Raw genomic sequence first — 17284 nt, 5'->3', positions numbered from 1 at the left:
TGTCGCCGGGTTTGGCAGGATGAGGGCCATGAGCGAAACGGAGACGTCGAGTGCATGGCTGAGCCGCGACGACCTCGAGAGCGCACGCGACCGGCTGCCCATCCTCTACGTGCACGCGATCCCGGTCCGGGTCGACGACAAGGGCGTCGTGACGCACATCGGGCTGCTCCTGCGGGCCGACAGCGACGGCGGCATCGGCCAGGAGGTCGTCGGCGGCCGCGTCCTCTACACCGAGAAGATCCGCGACGCCCTGGCCCGGCACATCGAGAACGACCTCGGACCCGTCGCACTACCGCGAATCCCCTTGTCACCACAGCCGTTCACTGTCGCAGAGTTCTTCCCGACGCCAGGTGTGACGCCGTTCCATGACCCGCGGCAGCACGCAGTCTCGCTCGCCTTCGTCGTCGCGGTGATGGGCGACTGCCGCCCGCAGCAGGACGCCCTCGACCTCTCCTGGGTGACGCCCGAGGAAGCTGCCGTCATCTCCCGCACGGGCGAGATGTCCGGATCGCATGGCGTCCTGGTGCGCCAGGCGCTGGCCCACGTGGGCTATCCGGTTTGACGCACGACGCAAACGAGGGCCCCGGTCGGTGACCGGGGCCCTCGCTGTCAGTGCATCAGTTCGTCACGCGACGCGGGTCACGGGAAGAGCGTGCCCGGACCGCTGTCGTTGTTGAACGCGAACACGGTGTTCTCCGTGCAGTTGCTCTGCCGGCCGGTGTGGGCCTGGTCGCCAGGTGCGTAGGTGACCTTCCAGAACACCGTCGTGTTGGTGTTGACCGCCACGTTGGTGTTGGACGTGCTGACCGTCACCGAGTTCTGACCGCCGACATTGTTCTGGGTCTCCGTGTAGAGCCGGCCCGTGGTACCACCGGCCTGGCAGTTGGCCAGGCTGTTGTACAGGCTGAACACCACAGTGCCCGTGCCCGGCAGGTTGTTACCCGCGATGGTCGACGAGATGGTCGCCGAGTCGTTCGGGTACGCCCGCTGCGCAGTGGAGATCGCGGTCGGGATCTGGCGGACAACCACGTCCTCATTGGTGTCGTTGCAGGTGAGGTTGTGGTCCGACTTCAGGGTGTTGGGGCTGTCGCCGCTGTACACCGCGACCCAGTGGTACGTCCCCGGTGCGTCCGGAGTGAAGCTGACCGGACCGTAGGTGCCGTCACCGCTGATAGCCGTGAAGTCCTGCGGGTTGGTTCCCGTCCCCGTTGCCAGCGTCGAGCAGTCCGCCTTGAACAGGGTGAACGTGATCTTGCCGCCGGCGGGGCCGCCTGGGGTCGTCGGGTTGATGGAGCCATCGGAGCCGATTCCCCCGGACCCCGGACGGTTGGCCGTGTTGCCGAGCGTCGCCGTGTCAGTCACCGGCTGACCGAAGTCGACCGGGCTGGCCCCCGCCTGTGTGGAGAGGGTCGTCTGACGCGGGTTCACCACGAAGCACTCAGACGTGCTGGTGCTCGGCAGGCCGGTGGCGGGGTCGATGCCCGGATCGGCTGAGCCCGGCACGCCCGCATTCACGTCGCCGGAGAATTCGGCACGCCAGCAGTAGCGCCCTGCCGAGGTGACCTGGATCGGCGGCGAGACGTACGTGCCTTGTGCCGTGACTGTAGTAGGCGATCCGACCTGGCTGCCGCCACTGAAGCAGTTCGACGTGGTGGCGAGACCAAGTGGACCACAGATGCTCCACGTGATCGTCCCATTGAACGTAGAGATCCCATCGACCTTGAGCAGCGCACTGTCAGTGACTCCCGAGATCGTGCCCGAAGCCGGGATGGTGACCGGCGCGCTGATGCTCGGAGTCGTGACGATGCTCGACGTGCACTCACCCAGGGTGCCGAGCGAGAAGTCGAACAGCGTCGCCGTCAGCGACTGCGACGACCGGGTGTCAGCCATGAACGTGTTGAAGCACTTGCCGCCGAGACCCGTCTTGGTGAGGTTCAGGCCGCCCTCGAAGAACTCGGTAGAGCGCAGCGAGTGCCCGACGCCGTCCTGCTTGTTCGAGGTGCTCCACGGCGTGGTGATCGTCCCGGTGTTGACGGTCGCGCACGCGTTGTCACCGGCACCGGTGGTCTTGCAGTCGGCGCCGTGGGCCGAAGCCACCGGAGTCGGGTTCAGCGATCCGTTGGCCCCGCCGTTCCACCGGTAGGCGTCGATGTTGCTCACGACACCACCGTTGGTGAAGGCGGAGACGATGAGCAGGTCACCGTCGACGTGCTGGCCCGTGAACGCGGCGGTCCCGCCGTTGTCGTTACAGCCGACGTTCTTGTCCTGGAGGAACCAGAACGCGACGTTGGCGTCACCGGTGTTGGCATTGCGCTCGAGGGCGAAGTAGAGGATCTGGTCGCCGTTCGGCGCGGTGTAGGCCGTCGTGTAGGAGTTCATCACGTCGATCTTGCTGTTGACGTTCGAGGAGAACGTGCACGACCAGCCGCTGATCGGCAGGGTGTCCTTGCTGCCCTGCGTGAACGTCGTCGCGTCGCTGGTGTTGAACGACCCGTTGGCGTTCGTGGTGAAGTCGTTGTCGAAGACCGCCGCCGTGAAGCCCGTCGGAAGTGGGTTCTTGTTGGCGCCCGCCGCGGTGAAGATGCTGTCCCAGTCGACCGTCTGCGTGGTGCCCCCGACGGTGGTCGTCGTGGAGGCGAGGACGTCGCCGTCGAGCTGGAACGTGTTGTCGTGGACTGCGAAAGCCGGCGGCACGTTGCCCGCGAGGAACATGGCCGCACCGACCGCGATCGCGGCTGTGATGGATTTGAGCGTCCGCCTTCGCGGACTCTTCTTGGGAGTACCCATATCTGCTTGCCCCTTTGGGGAACCGAGCCAGATGTTTCGCGATCGCGCCACCCCCCAACGCCGCGCATCATCGCCAGTCAGTCCCCGAGACCTGATGCAGTGTGGTGGCACGCCTCGCCTGCCCCACGTCACCCCACGGCGTCGCCGCCGCCACAAGGCGTGCGCCCAGCCGGACCCTGACAGGCCACCCGCTGACACGGTCTTGAAAAGACCTACCCGGGACCGGCGGACGACACCCTTCCTCGATATTAGGCAAGGGGCTTGCATCCCTCAGGAGAATCCGAAATACTCACACACTTTCCGGCTGTTCAATCGGACCGTCTTGCCTCATTTCTCCAATGACCGACAGATATGTTTCTATCGCCATTGATAGGCATATATACATCTTTGGCTTGAGATGTCCTGATCCGTTGCGCCCCAGGGCGTTTGACGCGATCTGCGGGGTCTGCGCCGACCCGGCCGGTCACATCGTCACGATGCGAGCGAAACGCCTCATAACCCCGCCAGAGCCGCTTATCGTGCGGAGCGCGACGTGGGCGGCACATGCAGCGCCCGACGGGTGCTCGGAGAGCACTATTCCGGCCTTACCGCAGGATTGCGATGCATTTCGGTAATTGTCCCGGGACTTGTCGCTCATAACGGGCGCCTTCGCGCGTTTCGCCGCGTATCCGCGCGACCCTGCATACCGTCTTAGGCGGGTAATCATGAAAACGGGCAGCCGTGGGTGCGGCGCCTGTGGTGAGTGGGGATCTCGGGGGTCATGGGGATGCACCATGCGACCGCGCGGTCGTGAGCGCTCACCCGCGCCGAAAGGGAGCGGGTTCCTCCGCCACACCTTGGAGAACTCATGAACCGACCACTCAGCGCGCCACCAGGGCGGCCAGAACCGCGAAAGGTCCTGACGACGCGTCGCCGGAAGCGCGCACGAGTGCTTGCCGTCATCGGAGCACTTGCGCTGCCGGCCGCCATCCTGGCGGCACCGGTCGCCGTGGCAAGCACCACCCCACCGACGAACATGAACATCGACGGGAACGTGCCCGACAACTCGCTCAACCAGATCAACCTTCCTGACCTCTTCGGCAACGTCAAGGAGCTCGGGCCGAAGAACTCGAACACGACGAAGATCGGCGTCATCCACAACGCCGCGCTGCCGATGCTCGACACGACGAACCCGAATTCTCAGGTGGACCTCCGCCAGGCCTGGCTCAACAGCGGCAAGGACACCACCCAGGACGACTGGATCTACTTCGCGTGGGAACGGGACGCGAACAACGGCAGCGGGTTCATCTCGTTCGAGTTCATGAAGAACGCTGCGCCCACAGCCTGCAAGTTCGACGGAAGCGTGTCAGACGCGACCCTCATCTCCACGTGTAACCCGTGGAAGAACCGTGCGTCCGGCGACTTCCTGATCCTGTGGGACCAGTCAGGCAGCAGCAAGGACCTGTTCCTTCGGGTCTGGAGTGGCTCCGGGTCGAACCTGACCCTCGGTCCGGCGGTGCAGATCCCGACAACGTATGGCAAGGCGGCATACAGCGCGGATGGTTTCCGTGGCGAGGCCGCGATCAACATCACGCAGACGATCAACGGCGGCGTCCACTCGTGCCTGTCGTTCGCGAACATCATCCCGAGCACCGTGACCGGCAACTCGGACACGGCTGACTACAAGGACACCATCCTGACGAGTGGCGTCACCCTCGGCAGCTGCACCTCAACCACAGTCACGACCCCGAAGCTCGCTGACGGGACGACGACCGTGCCTGCAGGTGGCGTGTCCATCACGACAGCTGGTGTCGTCCAGGTCAAGGACTCGGCCGTCGTCGACATCACCGGCGGCACGGCCACTCCGGGCGGCTCTGTCGCGTTCTCCCTGTGCAAGGTGGACTCGCCGGGGCTCTGCGGCTCGGGCGGAACGAGCATCGGTAGCACCCCTCTGAGCGGGGCTGCCTATCCCGTCACCGTCGTGTCACCGAGCGCCTGGGTGACCGCGGCCGGACGGTACTGCTGGAGGGCGACCTTCAGCGGCGATCCCGCCACCGGCATCGGTGGGTCGAGTGACTCGCGCGCGTCGGAGTGCTTCACCGTGAACCCGGTCACGCCGGTCCTCACGACGACCGCCGGCGCGAACGTCGTTCTCGGCAGCCCGATCACCGACACCGCCTCGCTGACCGGCACGGCCCCGCAGCCGACTCCCGCCATCATCGAGATCACGGCCCCCGCCCCGGCCAGCCGGACGGCGGCAGCCGGAACGATCACGTTCACGCTGTTCGGCCCGTCCGCCAGCGGCTGTGGAAGCCAGATCACTGCGGCAACCCAGTCGGTCACCGTGAGCGGCGACAAGTCGAACTACGGCCCAGCGTCGTACACGCCGACGACTGCTGGGACCTACCACTGGAAGGCGTCGTACACCGGTGACTCGCCGAACACCACGGGCGCCTCGCACAACGCGAACTGCACCGTGGGCGCTGAGGACGTCACGATCGGGCCGGCGTCGACCACGACGGTCACGACTCCACGGGCAGGCGGCACCCCGATCACCGCTCCGGTGCCGGTCGGCACCAGCGTCACGGACCACGCGGTCGTGACCGGAACGGCATTCGGTGGCTCGCCCACGGGGACGGTCGACTTCTTCGTCTGCAACCCCACGCAGGTCGCCAACAACGGCGGCGACTGCAGCAGCGGAGGCACCCCAGCCGGCAGCAACAAGACGCTGACGCCTGGGGTAAGCCCCACGTCCACCGCTGACTCGGATGCCGTCGTCGCCAACATCGTCGGCACGTGGTGCTTCCGGGCCGTCTACACGCCTGACACGCCCAACTACTCGGGCTCCGGAGACTCCAGCACCGGCGAGTGCTTCGGCGTGAAGAAGTTCTCGCCGAGCATCGTCACGCACGCGACCGACTCGGTCACGGTCGGCCAGGCGATCAGTGACACCGCGACCCTCTCGGGCGCGACCACCGACGCGTCGGGCACGATCACGTTCAAGCTGTACCCGACTGACGCGTGCACCGCCGGCTCCGAGATCTTCACCGACTCGAGGCCGGTCTCCGGCAACGGGGACTACGGGCCAGTCACCTACACGCCCGCCAACACCGGCACGTACTACTGGATCGCTTCCTACGGAGGCGACGCCAAGAACGAGCCGGCAACCGGTCACTGTGGCGACCTGAACGAGGTCAGCACCGTGATCCAGGCCGGCCCGGCGATCGTGACGCACGCGTCCGGTCCGGTGACCGTCGGTGCCGCGATCAGCGACTCGGCGACGCTGTCCGGCGGAGTCGGCCCGACCGGGACGATCACCTTCCGGCTCTACAGCGACGACCAGTGCACGAACCAGGTGTTCACCAACACCGTGTCCGTGAACGGCAACGGGACGTACCCGACAAGCGCCAGCTACACGACGACTGCGGCCGGCACGTACTACTGGGTCGCGAGCTACAGCGGTGACGGGAACAATGCCGCGGCTTCCGGCAGCTGCCGAGACGCCAACGAGGCGAGCGTCGTGAACAAGGCCAGCCCGGCCATCGTCACGGTCGCAACCGACTCGGTGATCATCGACTCGAACATCCACGACACCGCGACCCTGTCGGGCGGCTTCAACCCGACCGGGACGATCACGTTCAAGCTGTTCGACAACGCCACGTGCACCCTGCCCGCGGTCTTCACGGACACCGTGACGGTGAGCGGCAACGGCGCCTACACGTCGAAGGACTACAAGCCGACGGCTGTGGGGACGTACTACTGGATCGCGAGCTACAGCGGCGACGCCAACAACGACCCGATCTCGGGCCACTGCGGTGACAACAACGAGTCCAGCACGGTCAACAAGGCCCCGGCCTCGGCGACCACGGCGCAGTCGCTGCGTCCGCAGGACTCGATCCACGTGACCGCATCGGCGGGCGGCGACCCGACGGGCACCGTCACGTTCAAGCTCTTCGGCCCGAACAACGCGACGTGCGACCCGGGCGGCGCTGCAGCCGTGTACACCGAGTCCGGCGTCCCACTCAACGCCGCAAGCTCTGCGGTGACCAACAACAACTCGTTCTCGATCCTCAGCGCGAACGCATCGAAGTACAGGTGGCTCGTCAGCTACAGCGGTGACGCCACGCATCTCGGCATCACCGGAGTGTGTGGCGACGAGAACTTCACGCTCTCGATCGACAACGGAGGCACGATCACCAGTCCGTGACCTGACCTCCCTCAACGCCGCGAGGTGGTGGTCCGCCCCAGCACGGCTGGACCGGACCACCACCTCGGGCACGAAACCAACGGAACCACCTAGGGCGAATGGTCGATCCGAGGCAGTCCGCCGCGATTGCCCCGGGTTGGCCGCTCACCTTTCCGGCATTTGCCGCCACTTCTGCGCGGCGCGTATCGAGGGGGACGCGTCACGCCTCTGAGCCGTCGACGCGGTCGATCCGACCACGCACGGCGGACCCGAGTCGGGGGTCGGGACAGCACCATCCAGGAAAGTAGGAAGCACATGAAGGGCACCAGGTCCCTCCTCATCGCGATCGTCGCGTGTATCGCCGCGATCGTGCTCGGCGCCAACTCGGCATCGGCGGCCGTCAACGTCAAGTCGCAGCCCACTGCCGCCTTCAACGGCCCGTCCGTGACCGTCTCGGGCGGCAACTTCAGCGGACTCGGCAACATCCCGGCCTTCGGGCAGGTCACCGCGACCGGCCAGGCCAACTACAACTGCCAGAACCCCTCGGGCAAGGTCGTCCCCGGCCAGAACCCGGTCCAGGCTCAGGCCGGCGTCTCGCCGCTCGTCCAGCTCGCGACGGACAAGAACGGCCGCGCGACGGTGCCGCCGATCACCGCGACCATCACCGCTCCTCCGACCCCGACCGCCCAGCAGGTCGGGTGCGGCGGCGTCGGCAACACCCAGTGGACCGTCGTGCTCACCAGCCTCGAGGCGACCGGCGCACAGCTGGTCGTCACGCAGAACGGCCAGCTGGTCCTCTGCCGCAGCTACAGCAGCACCGGCCCCGCCGCAGGCAGTGCCTGCTGAGCGACGCCCATACCCGTATGCCGCTCGGCCTTCCTACCCGGCCGGGCGGCATACGTATGTCCTTACGACGGATGGACGAGCCGACAGCTCAGTGGGCGTGCTCGAGCAGCTCCTGGCGCCCTGAGCCCAGCACCGTGAGCGGGAGCAGCTTCTTGCCCGTCGGGCCGATCTCGATCTCAGTGCTCATCTGGGGACACACGCCACAGTCGAAGCACGGCGTCCACCGGCAGTCGTCGACCTCGGTCTCGTCGATGGCGTCCTGCCAGTCCTCCCACAGCCAGTCCTTGTCCAGGCCCGAGTCGAGGTGGTCCCAGGGCAGCACCTCGGACTGGGCCCGCTCCCGCGTGGTGTACCACGCCACGTCGACCGGCTCGTCGGCAAGGGCGGTCTCAGCGGCCCGCATCCAGCGGTCGTAGGAGAAGTGCTCCGACCAGCCGTCGAAGCGGCCGCCGTCGCGCCAGACCTGCTCGATGACGCGGCCCACCCGGCGGTCGCCGCGAGAGAGCAGCCCCTCGACGATGCCGGGCTGGCCGTCGTGGTAACGGAAGCCGATCGACGAGCCGTAGCGCCGGTCGGCGCGGATCGCCTCGCGCAGCTTGAGGAGCCGCGCGTCGGTGTCCTCGGCGCCGAGCTGAGCCGCCCACTGGAAGGGCGTGTGCGGCTTGGGCACGAACCCGCCGATCGACACGGTGCAGCGGATGTCGCGGCGGCCGGACACCTGGCGTCCCGTCTCGATGACCTTCTTGGCGAGCTCGGCGATCTGCAGCACGTCATCGTCGGTCTCGGTGGGCAGGCCGCACATGAAGTAGAGCTTGACCTGCCGCCAGCCGGCACCGTACGCCGCGGCGACAGTCTTGATGAGGTCGTCCTCGCTGACCATCTTGTTGATGACCTTGCGGATGCGCTCGGAGCCGCCCTCCGGGGCGAACGTGAGCCCGGACCGCCGGCCGTTGCGGGTCAGCTCGTTGGCGAGGTCGATGTTGAAGGCGTCGACCCGGGTGGACGGCAGTGACAGCCCGGTCTGGGTGCCCTCGTAGCGGTCCGCGAGGCCCTTGGTGATGTCCGCGATCTCGCTGTGGTCGGCCGAGCTGAGGGAGAGCAGGCCGACCTCCTCGAACCCGGTCGCGGCGAGGCCACGCTCGACCATCTCGCCGATGCCGGTGATCGACCGCTCACGCACCGGACGGGTGATCATGCCCGCCTGGCAGAACCGGCACCCCCGGGTGCAGCCACGGAAGATCTCGACCGACATCCGCTCGTGCACCGACTCCGCCAGAGGCACGAGCGGCTGCTTCGGGTAGGGCCAGGCGTCGAGGTCCATGACCGTGTGCTTCGACACGCGCCAGGGCACCCCGTGAGCGTTCGTCGCCGGAGCGACGCGCTTGATGCGGCCGTCGGGCAGGTAGGACACGTCGTAGAACGCGGGGACGTACACGCCACCGGTGCGAGCCAGGCGCAGCAGCAGCTCGCGCCGCCCACCGGGACGGCCCGCCGCCTTCCACTCCCCCACGATGTCCGTCACGGCGAGCACCGCCTGCTCGCCGTCGCCGACCACGGCGCAGTCGATGAACTGCGCGATCGGCTCTGGGTTGAACGCCGCGTGGCCGCCCGCCATGACGAGCGGGTCATCTTCGGCGCGGTCGGCGGCGTGCAGGGGGATGCCCGCCAGGTCGAGCGCGGTCAGCAGGTTGGTGTAGCCCAGCTCGGTCGAGAACGACACGCCGAAGACGTCGAAGTCGCGCACCGAGCGATGACCGTCCACGGTGAACTGTGGAAGGGCCGCCGACCTCAGCTGCGCCTCCATGTCGGGCCACACGGCATACGTCCGCTCGGCGAGGGCGTCTGCCCGCTCGTTGATGACCTCATAGAGGATCATGACGCCCTGGTTGGGCACGCCGACCTCGTAGGCGTCGGGGTACATCAGCGCCCAGCGGGTGGTCAGCTCCTCCCCGCCGGGGCCGAAGCCGCCGACGTGCCAGTCCTTGACCGTGGAGTTGAGCTCACCACCGACGTACTGGATGGGCTTGTTGACCCGCTCCAGCAGGGGCTCGAGGGCGTTGAACAGGGACTCTCCGGGCATCGGACCATGATAAGGGTCCCCGAGTTCGGCGCGCGTCACGCCTGGACTGACGAGCGAAGCGAGCGCCAGCGTGCACCAGCGAGCGGAGCGAGCCAAAGAACTCAGTCGGAGTACATCGCCTCGAGCTCGACCTGGTGCTTCTCGGTGACCGCCTTGCGCCGCAGCTTCATGCTCGGCGTCAGGTCCCCCTCCTCGATGGTCAGGTCCTTGTCGAGGATGGTGAACTTCTTGATCGTCTCCCAGCGGTTGAGCCCGTCGTTGAGCTGGTCGACGTAGCCCTGCACGAGAGCCCGGGCCTGGTCGGAGGTCACGATCTCGGCGTACGACGTGCCCGCCAGACCCGCCTTCGCGGCCCATGCGGTCATCGCGTCGGGGTCGAGCGTGACCAGGGCTGTGGCGTAGTTGTGGCCGGCGCCGTGCACGAGGAACTGGCTCACGAAGGGGCACAGGCCCTTGAACTTCGCCTCGATCTCGGCCGGCGCGATGAACTTGCCGCCCGAGGTCTTGAAGACGTCCTTCTTGCGGTCCGTGACGTAGAGGAAGCCCCGCTCGTCGACGCGGCCGATGTCGCCGGTGTGGAACCATCCGTCGTCGGTGAGCACCTGCGCCGTGGCTTCGGCGTTGTTGTGGTAGCCGCGCATCACGCCCGGACCCTTGATGAGGATCTCGCCGTCCTCCTGCGCGATCTTCACCTCCGTGCCGGGCAGCGGCCAGCCGACGGAGCCGTAGAGGTACGCCCCCGACTCGGGCTTGTTCACCGTCGTGCCCGACGAGCTCTCGGTGAGGCCGTAGCCCTCGAGGACGAGCAGGCCCACGGCGCCGAACCAGCGCGCGACGTCGGCGTTGAGCGGTGCCGAGCCGCTGATCATGAACCGAACCCTCCCGCCGAACCGCTCCTGCACCTTGGACAGCACGAGCCTCGTCGCGAGCTGGTGCTGCACCGACAGCACTGTCGACGGCTGCTCGCCACGGGTCCGGACGTCGCGCATCTGACCGCCGACGCCGAGCGCCCAGTCGATGAGCTTCTTCTTCACGCCCTGCTCGCCTGCGAACATCAGCATGATCCGGCCGTGAGCCTTCTCGAAGATGCGCGGAGGTCCGGCCATGAAGGTCGGCCGGATGACCGCCATGTTCTCGACGATCTTGTCGACCCGGCCGTCCACGGCGGTGGGGAAGCCGATCTGAAGGCCGGTCGCGACGAGCATCTTGCCGAAGACATGGGACAGCGGCAGCCAGAGGAACTGCAGGTCGTCCTTGGTCAGCGTCCCGATCGCGTCGATGACGGCGCCCTCGTAGACGACGCTGTCCTGGACGAGGCGCACGCCCTTGGGCCGGCCGGTGGTGCCGGAGGTGTAGATGACCACCGCGAGGTGCTCGGGCCCGAGCTGGTCGATGCGGCTGTCGACGGCGTCCGGGGTCTGAGCCAGCAGCTCGCGACCCTTGGCCGCGAGCTCGTCGGTCGTGATGACCCAGCCGTCCTCGCTGCCCGACCCGGTCATCGTGATGACCTGGCGCACCCCCGGGATCTCCGAGCGGACGTGCTCGAGCTTGGCGACCTGCTCGTCGTCCTCGGCGAAGACGATCCCGCTGCCGGAGTCGGACAGGATGTACGCCACGTCCTCGGCGATCGTCGTCGGGTACACCGTCGTGGTCGCGCCGCCCGCGCAGATGATGGCGAGGTCGGCCAGGATCCACTCGACCCTGGTCGTCGACGCGATCGCGACGCGGTCCTCCAGCTCGACGCCGAGGCTGACCAGCCCGGCAGCCCACTCCGTGACGATGTCGTGCGTCTGCCGCCACGTCAGTGTCGTCAGCTCACTGCCGCCGTCCTTGAAGTAGAGGTATGCCGGCTTGTCGGGGGTCGCCTCGACCCGGGACCGGAAGAGCGCACCCACGCTCGAGGCCCGGTGGTCGAGGACGTCCTGCCTGACATCCTGGTCGGCAAGGGACTGCAGGGGCATGGGGACTCCTTCGTCGCTGCGGAGCCCGTCATCGGCGTCTGCGGGCACCCGCCATGGCGGGATGATGTCAAGTTAGCGCGGTCCAGTCACGCGTTGGGAGGCGTTCGACACCGCACCGTGACGTGCGTGCCGGCGTGGACGTCCGCGCAACACACCCGGGTGGAGCCGGCGCTCTGCGCCGGAGCGTCAATCAGACCGTGTTGCAACCATGGCGCGCTGCCGGTTTCCGGGTGTGTTGCGGTGCCACTGCCAGCCGCGGGGCCGGCTCGCGGCTACGACGGGACGATCGCGGACAGGATCGCCCGGCACCGGTCCACGTCCTGCGTCATCTGGCCGATGAGCGCGTCGACCGAGTCGAACCTCAGGGTCGGACGCAGGTGCGAGACGAACTCGACGGCGACGCGCTCGCCGTAGAGCTCGAGGTCGGTGCGGTCGAGGACGTAGGCCTCCACGCGCCGCTGGTGCCCGTCGAAGGTCGGGTTCGTGCCGACGGAGACCGCAGCGGGCAGCGTCCGGTCGTGGGCACCCGGGTCGAGGTCGAGACGGACGAGCCAGCCGGCATACACGCCGTCAGCGGGCACGAGGCCCTCGTGGTCCTGGGAGAGGTTCGCGGTCGGGAAGCCGAGCTCGCGCCCGCGGTGGTCGCCGTGCACGACGGTGCCGGTGACACGGTGTGGGCGCCCGAGGATCTGCGAGGCGTGGGTGACATTGCCCGCGAGCAGCTCGGCTCGCAGCTGGGTCGAGCTCCAGCGGGCGCCGTGCGCCTCGCCCTCCCCGATGTCGTCGAGGGCGACGACATCGAAGCCGTGGCGGGTGCCGAGGTCGCGAAGGGTCTCGACGTCACCGGAGTTGCGCACGCCGAACCGCGTGTCCTTGCCGACGACGACGGCCGCGGCGCCGAGGGCGTCGACGAAGGTGGCCTTGACGAACTCCTCGGGCGTCTGCTGGGCGAACTCGTGCGTGAACTCGAGCACGAGGACCGCCCCGAGGCCGACGACCTCGAGCGCGTCGAGCCGCTGCTGGAGCGACATGACGGCGGCCGGCGCGCGGTCCGGGTAGAGCACGGCGATGGGATGCGGCTCGAACGTCACCGCCACAGGCGTCGCGCCCCGGTCCGCGGCCTCGCGGACGACGCGCGTGAGCACCTCGCGATGGCCTCGGTGGACCCCGTCGAAGTTTCCGAGGGTGACGACGGTGGGCCCGAGGTCGCCCGGGATGTCGTCGAGTCCGTACCAGCGGTGCACGGCGACCACTGTAGTGGCCGCTCCGGAACCGCCGCGCACGCCCGTCAGCGCGAGCCGTCGGAGGTGGCGAAGACCACCTTGGAACGGGCCATCGGGGTGGTCTCGTCGAGCACCGCGACGAGGCGACCGCCCGGGTCGATCGCGGCGACCGCGGCGGCCCCGCCGATGGTGCTCGCGATGCGCTGTCCGTGCCCGAGCCGCACGGCCTCCTCGACGGAGACTTCGTGGACGGGCAGCTGAGCGCGAGCAGCCTGCGCGATGGGGATGAGCGGTATGCCGTCTCGACCGTCCCGCTCGACCGTGGCCGCGAGCGCGTCGAGGGTCACCGCCGAGTCGAGGCCGAACGTCCCGACGCGGGTGCGCCGCAGAGCCGTGAGATGGCCTCCGACGCCGAGCGCCGCACCGAGGTCGCGGGCGAGTGCCCGGACGTAGGTGCCGGACGAGACGTCCACCTCGACATCGACGTCGACGACATCGAGCTCCGGACCGACCTCGACGGTGGCCTGGCGCGGACGCACCGACAGGACGGCGAAGCGGCTGACGGTCACCGGCCGCGCGGCCAGCTCGACGGCGTCACCCTGGCGCACCCGGGCGTAGCTGCGCACACCGTCGATCTTGATGGCACTCACCGCGCTCGGCACCTGCTGGATCTCGCCGGTGAGGCGGGCCACGGCCGCCGGCAGCGCCGCCTCGAGTGCGGGGATGTCGTCGACGCCGAGCGCCTCGACGGTCTCGCCCTCGGCGTCGTCGGTGAGGGTCGCCATGCCGAGTCGGATGGTCGCGGCATACGACTTGTCACAGCCGACGAGGAAGGTGAGCAGCTTGGTGCCGCGGTCGACGCCGAGGACGAGCACCCCAGTCGCCATCGGGTCGAGCGTGCCGGCGTGGCCGACGCGGCGCGTGCCGCACAGCCGGCGTGCGCGTGCGACGACGTCGTGGCTGGTCCACCCTGCTGGCTTGTCGACGACGAGCAGGCCCCCGAGCTCGTCGCTCATCGCACGTCGAGGTCGTCGGGGTCCCCGTCGAGCAGGTCGGACTCGTCGTGGTCGGCCGGCTTGCGGTACGGGTCGGCATCGCCGGCATGGGTCGCGCCTGCGGAGGCTCGGGCGAGCTCCGCGTCGCGGGCCCGAGCCTTGGCCATGACGTCCTCGAGGTGCGCCGCGCCCTCGGGGATCGCGTCGGCGATGAACTCCAGCGACGGCGTGAGCCGGATGCCGATGCCCTTGCCGACCGCGGAGCGGATCCGGCCCTTGTTGAGCTCCAGCACGTCGGCGGTGGCCTGCCGCTCCTCGTCGGAGCCGAACACGGTGTAGAACACGGTGGCGTGCTGGAGGTCCCCGGTGACGCGGCAGTCGGTGATGGTGACGAAACCGAGACGCTCGTCCTTCAGCCGGAACTCGAGGTACTCGGCGACGATGACCTTGATCCGGTCGGCGATCTTGCGGGCGCGGGCGGGGTCAGCCATGGCTACCTCTTCCTGATGGTGACGGGCGCCCGGGCATGCCACGGCGGGCAGCTCGAGCTCTTCAACCCTAACGGGCGGACGGCGCCGGCTCCCTGACCGGGAGCCGGCGCCGTCGGTTGAGACGCGCTGTGCGTCGGGGCCTCAGGCCCGCGGCTTCTCACGCATCTCGTAGGTGGCGATGAGGTCACCGAGCTGCAGGTCGTTGAACGACCCGAGGTTGATACCACACTCGTAGCCCTCGCGGACCTCGGTGACGTCGTCCTTGAACCGGCGCAGGCCGGCGATCTCGACGTTCTCGGAGACGACCACGCCGTTGCGGGTGATCCGAGCTTTCGAGCCACGCTTGATCTCGCCGCTGCGGACGATCGACCCTGCGATGTTGCCGAACTTGCTCGAGCGGAAGATCTCGCGGATCTCGGCCGTGCCGAGCTCGACCTCTTCGTACTCGGGCTTGAGCATGCCCTTGAGAGCCGCCTCGACCTCCTCGATGGCCTGGTAGATCACCGAGTAGTAGCGGATCTCGACACCCTCGCGCTCGGCGTAGTCGGCGTTCTGACCCTCGGCTCGCACGTTGTAGCCGATGATGATCGCGTTGGAGGCCATCGCGAGGTTGATGTTGTTCATCGTGATGGCGCCGACACCGCGGTCGATGATGCGCAGGTCGACCTCGTCGCCGACGTCGATCTTGAGCAGTGCATCCTCGAGGGCTTCGACCGAACCCGACACGTCACCCTTGAGGATGAGGTTGAGGGTCTCGACCTTGCCGGCCGCGAGCGCCTCGTTGAGGTCCTCCAGGGAGATCCGCTTGCGGGCCTTGGCCAGCGAGGCCTGACGGTCGGCCGCCTCACGCTTCTCGGCGATCTGGCGAGCCGTGCGGTCATCGGGCGCGACCACGAACGTGTCGCCGGCGCGAGGCACGGACGACAGGCCGAGCACCTGGACGGGACGGGACGGGCCCGCCTCGTCGACATGCTGGCCGTGCTCGTCGAGCATCGCCCGGACACGGCCGTAGGCCGAGCCGGTGACGATCGCGTCGCCCACCTGGAGCGTGCCCGTCTGCACGAGCACGGTCGCGGTGGCACCGCGGCCACGGTCGAGGTTGGCCTCGATCGCGACACCCTTGGCGTCACGGTCGGGGTTGGCGCGCAGGTCGAGCGCCGCGTCGGCCGTCAGCAGGACCGCCTCGAGCAGGCCGTCGATGTTGATGCCCTGTTTGGCCGAGACGTCGACGAACATCGTGTCGCCGCCGTACTCCTCGGCCACGAGGTTGTACTCGGTGAGCTGCTGGCGGATCTTCGCGGGGTTGGCGCCCTCGACGTCGATCTTGTTGACGGCGACGACGATCGGCACGTCCGCAGCCTGGGCGTGGTTGAGCGCCTCGATGGTCTGCGGCATGACACCGTCGTCGGCGGCGATGACGAGGATCGCGATGTCGGTCACCTTGGCACCACGGGCACGCATGGCGGTGAACGCCTCGTGACCCGGGGTGTCGATGAAGGTGATCGCCCGCTCGATGCCCTCGTGCTCCTTGCGGACCTGGTAGGCACCGATGTGCTGGGTGATGCCACCCGCCTCGCCTGCAGCCACGTCGGCGTTGCGGATCGCGTCGAGCAGTCGCGTCTTGCCGTGGTCGACGTGGCCCATGACGGTCACGACCGGCGGACGCGCCTCGAGGTCCTCTTCGTCCTCGGACTCGATGCTCGCGTCGAGGTCGATGTTGAACGACTCGAAGAGCTCGCGCTCCTCCTCCTCGGGCGAGACGACCTGGACGTCGTAGCCGAGCTCGGCGCCGAGAAGCTTGAAGGTGTCCTCGTCGAGCGACTGCGTCGCCGTGGCCATCTCACCGAGGTGGAACAGCACGGTGACCAGCGATGCCGGGTTGGCGTTGATCTTGTCCGCGAAGTCGGTCAGCGACGACCCGCGACGCACGCGAATGACGGTCGAGCCGTCGCCGCGCGGGACGGTGACGCCACCGATCGACGGCGCCTGCATCTGCTCGAACTCCTGGCGCTTCGCGCGCTTGGACTTGCGTCCACGCACGGGACGGCCGCCACCGCGGCCGAAGGCACCCTGCGTGCCGCCACGGCCACCGGGACCGCCACCACGCGGGCCGCCACCGAAACCGCCACGGCCACCGCCGCCGCCGCGACCGCCACCAGGGCCGCCACCGAAGCCGCCGCGGCCGCCACCGGCGCCGCCGGGACCACCACGGCCCGGAGCAGGACGCTGGCCGGGACGGCCGACCGTGCTGCGCTCCGGCATCATGCCGGGGCTCGGACGGGGACCGCCGGGACGCGGCGCGCCACCGGGCGCACCGGGTCGGCCGGCACCGGGGCCACCGGGTCGCGGAGCGCCGCCGGGACCCGCGGGGCGCGGGCCGCCCGGGCGCTGCTGCGGACGCGGCATACCCTGGCTCGAGCTGAACGGGTTGTTGCCCGGGCGCGGGCCGGCGTCGCTGGGACGCGGGCCACGGCTCTGGCCCATGCCCTGGCTCGAGGCGAACGGGTTGTTGCCGGGTCGCGGCTGCCCCGGACGGGGAGCCGGACGCGGCCCCGACGAGCCGGGGCCGCCCTGGCCACCGTCACGGCGCGGCTGCGCCGGGGCGGGGGTGGGCGTCGCCGCGCGAGCAGCGGGCGCGGACGGCGCAGCAGCCGCCGGTGCCTTCGGCGCCGGAGCGGGGGGTGCTGCGGGTGCCGGTGCGGCCTTGGCGGCCGGAGCCGGTGCGGCCTTGGCGGC

At 68.8% G+C, this 17284-nt stretch carries 10 protein-coding genes; 3 read left to right on the top strand and 7 right to left on the bottom strand.

All coding sequences use genetic code 11. The annotated features are described in order from the left end of the window. Nucleotides 1-28 precede the first annotated feature (28 nt). Entirely contained in the window at nt 29-562 is a 534-nt protein-coding gene (locus ACYVLP_RS10810; protein ID WP_460627349.1) for an NUDIX hydrolase family protein, read from the top strand. A 77-nt stretch (nt 563-639) separates the two neighbouring features. Here the strand turns inward: ACYVLP_RS10810 and ACYVLP_RS10805 are convergent, their stop codons facing one another. Next, nucleotides 640-2787 carry a hypothetical protein gene (locus tag ACYVLP_RS10805; RefSeq protein ID WP_460627348.1) on the bottom strand — a complete coding sequence of 716 codons (2148 nt, stop codon included), beginning with the start codon at nt 2785-2787 and terminating at the stop codon, nt 640-642. An 847-nt stretch (nt 2788-3634) separates the two neighbouring features. Between ACYVLP_RS10805 and ACYVLP_RS10800 the strand changes: the two genes are divergently transcribed. Continuing rightward, on the top strand, nt 3635-6973 hold the full coding sequence (locus ACYVLP_RS10800) for a beta strand repeat-containing protein (protein WP_460627347.1): 3339 nt from the start codon (nt 3635-3637) through the stop codon (nt 6971-6973). A 294-nt stretch (nt 6974-7267) separates the two neighbouring features. Continuing rightward, nucleotides 7268-7798 carry a hypothetical protein gene (locus ACYVLP_RS10795; RefSeq protein WP_460627346.1) on the top strand — a complete coding sequence of 177 codons (531 nt, stop codon included), beginning with the start codon at nt 7268-7270 and terminating at the stop codon, nt 7796-7798. 88 nt (nt 7799-7886) lie between these two features. Here the strand turns inward: ACYVLP_RS10795 and ACYVLP_RS10790 are convergent, their stop codons facing one another. The 6 genes from ACYVLP_RS10790 to infB all read right to left on the bottom strand — a co-directional run. Then, nucleotides 7887-9878: a TIGR03960 family B12-binding radical SAM protein gene (locus ACYVLP_RS10790; RefSeq protein WP_460627345.1), complete on the bottom strand. Its 1992-nt coding sequence runs from the start codon at nt 9876-9878 to the stop codon at nt 7887-7889. A gap of 101 nt (nt 9879-9979) precedes the next feature. Beyond that, a complete protein-coding gene (locus ACYVLP_RS10785; protein ID WP_460627344.1) occupies nt 9980-11839 on the bottom strand; it encodes an AMP-dependent synthetase/ligase in 1860 nt (619 codons plus the stop codon). Nucleotides 11840-12111: 272 nt separating this feature from the next. Beyond that, a complete protein-coding gene (locus ACYVLP_RS10780) occupies nt 12112-13083 on the bottom strand; it encodes a bifunctional riboflavin kinase/FAD synthetase (RefSeq protein WP_460627343.1) in 972 nt (323 codons plus the stop codon). Between the two features lie 44 nt (nt 13084-13127). Then, nucleotides 13128-14078, bottom strand: coding sequence for a tRNA pseudouridine(55) synthase TruB (gene truB, locus ACYVLP_RS10775; RefSeq protein ID WP_460627342.1), 951 nt, complete (start codon nt 14076-14078; stop codon nt 13128-13130). Beyond that, nucleotides 14075-14548 carry a 30S ribosome-binding factor RbfA gene (gene rbfA / locus ACYVLP_RS10770; protein ID WP_460627341.1) on the bottom strand — a complete coding sequence of 158 codons (474 nt, stop codon included), beginning with the start codon at nt 14546-14548 and terminating at the stop codon, nt 14075-14077. Before rbfA ends, truB begins: the two co-directional genes overlap by 4 nt. A gap of 141 nt (nt 14549-14689) precedes the next feature. Beyond that, the coding region (gene infB, locus ACYVLP_RS10765) for a translation initiation factor IF-2 (protein ID WP_460627340.1) at nt 14690-17284 on the bottom strand (2595 nt) is incomplete at its 5' end.

The organism is Intrasporangium mesophilum (genome assembly GCF_054783095.1).
Note: the sequence above shows the minus strand (reverse complement) of the source record. Positions and strands in the feature narration are given on the sequence as shown.